Origin of the sequence: Lutibacter oceani (assembly GCF_003384935.1) — a bacterium.
GTDB lineage: Bacteria > Bacteroidota > Bacteroidia > Flavobacteriales > Flavobacteriaceae > Lutibacter > Lutibacter oceani.
This window is the reverse complement of the sequence record NZ_QTTQ01000001.1, coordinates 1-3,623: the sequence shown is the minus strand read 5'-3', so window position 1 is coordinate 3,623 and position 3,623 is coordinate 1. Positions and strand designations below refer to the sequence as shown.

The following is a 3,623-nucleotide window of genomic DNA, read 5'->3' as shown; positions in this document are numbered from 1 at the left end:
TTAACGCCAAAACACGTACATATAAATCAAAATGTAAATTATAAAAGCTATCGAAGAAATAAACAAAATTTACAGTATTTGACTATTTAATAAAACGAATTTTAATAAAAAAATGGTCAACCTATATCAGTATAATACACAAAACGTAAAAATTTTAAATAGAATAATAAGTTATTGAAGAAAAATTATGAAGATATTTATTTACTTGGTATTAATTTCAAGTTCCTTGCTAGCACAAACAAAACCATCAAGTTTCTCAACATTAAAGCCGCGCTTGGTTGTATTGACCGATATATCAACTTGGGAAACCGACGACCATGAATCACTCATTAGACTCATGGTTCATGCAGATATGTATGAAATTGAAGGAATAATCATTACGACTGGCTGGAGCATGGATGATGTTAATAATGTAAAACAGTTTAAAGATATTGCTACAGGTGTTATAGATGCTTATCAAAAAGATTTGCCAAATCTGCTTAAACGCTCAAACCAAAAAGATTTTGCGCAAGATGAGGAGAAACAAAAGATTGGATACTGGCCAAGTGCTGACTATTTAAGAGAGCGTACCATGTTCGGTAGCATGTTAATGGGAATGGATAAAATTGGAGTTGACAATAATTCAGATGGTAGTAATCTTATTATCCAATTGGCTGAAGAAGAGGATAATCGTCCTATTTGGGTAACATTTTGGGGTGGTGGCAACACACTTGCCCAATCCATTTGGCAGGTACAGCAAACTCGGAGCAAATCAGAACTAAAAGCTTTTTTGAATAAGCTTCGGGTATATGCCATAACCGACCAAGATAGACCGCAAAAATCAAGTTTTGAAATCAGTTCGCACGCATGGATGCGACGTAATTTTTCAGACGACCTTCTATTTATATGGGATGACTGCGCATGGAAATATCAGAATGGCACTGGTAAAAACAACTGGGCAGACTATGAAAAAAACATACAGAATCATGGAAATCTTGGAAATCAATACCCAAAATACAAATATGGCGTAGAAGGAGATACACCAGCATTTTTGCACATTATGCCAAACGGACTCAACAATCCCGACGAACCAACCCAAGCCAGTTGGGGCGGATATTCTAAATGGGGAAAAGGAGAAGACAATAATGGTTATTCCTTTGTAAACTACAATATCAATGAATATGATGTATGTAACAAGTATGAGAAGTACTTTTATCCTGCAACTTTCAATAATTTTTCCGCAAGAATGGACTGGGCAAAAGATGGAAACGGAAACATAAATCCAATTATAAAAATCGATGGAGACCCAAGTCTAGACGTCATCACAAAAAAGGCCAAACAAGGAGCTACTATCGCTATTGATGGATCTGCTTCCACCGACCCTGATGGAGATACCTTAAATTATAAATGGTGGATTCAACCTGAAGCAGGGACATATACTGGCACAGTCAACATATTAAATAGTGATTCAAACAAAATCATAATAAACATCCCGCCAAATTCAGGTGGGAAAAATTTTCATGTAATTTGTGAGGTTACAGATAATGGTTCACCTCAATTAACTAGTTACAGAAGAATAATAGTTGAACTAACCAAATGAATTTAAAATGAAAATAGTTTAAATAAAACACTCCCGCCAACAATGTATATACAAAATAGGCGAGATATTAGTAAATTCAAGGGTTGTAGCCCGCTTCAAAATCGTAACGGTTTGATAAGTTTGAAGCCCGCAATCGCCTACTTTGCATATACTAATCGTTAGCCTTCATTATGACCAACCAAGAACGTAAAAAGAAATTTTACACTTTTTTGACATAATTTTACATTTGATATTGACTAATGACAAACCTTAATCATAAGTTTGGAAAGAACTACAAAATTTATCCTAAATGAAAAAATCATATTTATTCTCACAAGTCTATTTTTTAATTTTCGCAATGTTTTTTGCTACTTCTTGTAATGGACAAACTAATTCAAATGCAGAAAATAGTACTAAATCTATAGACAAAACCAAGATTGATAAAATAGATGAAATTATAAGATTATATTCTGAAAATGCTGGTTTTAACGGTTCTGTATTAGTAGCACATAATGGAAAAGTAATTTATAAAAATGGATTTGGATTGGCAAATATGGAATGGAATATTCCAAATGAGGTAAATACGAAATTTAGAATAGCATCAGTTACCAAACCTTTTACAGCAATGTTAGTAATGCAGTTGGTAGCAAAAAATAAACTTGACTTGCAAAAACCCATTACTACTTATTTAAAGGATTATCCAAAAGAGAATGGAAGTAAGATAACAATACATCACTTACTTACACATTCTTCTGGACTTAAACGTGATGTTGAAACTGAACAAAAACAATTTCACAATCCTAAACAATTAGTGGAAATGCTTGACAATAAACCACTTATTCATAAACCGGGAGAAAAATTTGAATATAGTAATGCTGGATATATTTTGTTAGGATATATTTTAGAAACTGTTACAAAAAAGTCATATAAAGACTTATTAGAAGAAAACATTTTTAAACCTCTAAATATGAATAATTCAGGTTTTTACAGGCATAGATTACTCTTAGAAAACAGGTCTTCAGGCTATAGAAATAATTTTATCGACTACCAAAATTCAAACTATAGAGATTTTTCAAATGCTTATTCAGCAGGAGCCATTTATTCTACAGTTGAAGATATGTTTCTTTTTGACCAAGCAATGTATTCTGAAAACCTATTGCCAAAAAAATATATGGACCTAATCCTTACAAAATATATTCAGGCAGACTTTGGTGGTCATTATGGCTATGGATTGGAACTTGCTAAAAAACCAATAGGAAACTCATCAGATATGATAGAAACTATTGGACACTCTGGCACATTACCTGGATATTGTGCTGTATATACGAGAATTCCTTCAAGCCATTCTGCAATTATTTTTTTGAGCAATACTGGGAGAGCATATCTCAATACTATGACAACAGCAATTACTGGTATTTTATATGACAAACCTTACGATAAACCCAAAAAATCGATTGCCAAAGTATTTATTGATACAATTGATAAAAAAGGTATTGATAGTGGTATTCAATTCTTCAACAAGTTCAAAAACAATGATGATTATTACGTTAAAGAAAAAGAAATGAATATAGTAAGTTATAAATTATTGCAGTCCGACAGAGTACAAGAAGCAAGAGAAGTACTTAAACTTGCCATAGGAGTATTTCCTAATGCATTTAATCTTTATGATAGTTATGGAGAAGTACTTTTAGTTCTTGGAGAAAAAGAAAAAGCCATAGAAAATTACAGAAAATCTGTAGAACTAAATCCTAAAAATAAAAATGGAATTAGAATATTGAAAGAATTAGAATATTGAAAGAATTAGAAGTTGAATAAAATAACGAAAGGCTAACAAAGTATAAAAATAATAGCCGAAATAGTAGTAAATATGAACATTGTAGCCCGCATAAAATTTAGTTGTAACTTGAAAAATTCGAGTTCCGAAATCGGCTACTATTCTTATACAAACCGTTGTAGCCAATACGAGAAATTGTACTTTCCTGAAATAGGTTGACTAAAAATTAGACAACTTATTACAAATAAAGATGAAAGAACAAAAACAACCCAGCCGAAAAAAAACCTATAA

General features: G+C 31.9%; 2 protein-coding genes. Both read left to right on the top strand.

What is annotated here, in order from left to right:
• Positions 1–187 precede the first annotated feature (187 nt).
• Complete coding sequence (locus BX611_RS00010; RefSeq protein ID WP_115877452.1) at positions 188–1,579, top strand: nucleoside hydrolase-like domain-containing protein; 1,392 nt, start codon at positions 188–190, stop codon at positions 1,577–1,579.
• 289 nt (positions 1,580–1,868) lie between these two features.
• The gene (locus BX611_RS00005) at positions 1,869–3,353 is read left to right on the top strand and encodes a serine hydrolase (protein WP_115877451.1); all 1,485 of its coding nucleotides are present in this window, start codon (positions 1,869–1,871) and stop codon (positions 3,351–3,353) included.
• Positions 3,354–3,623: the final 270 nt, after the last annotated feature.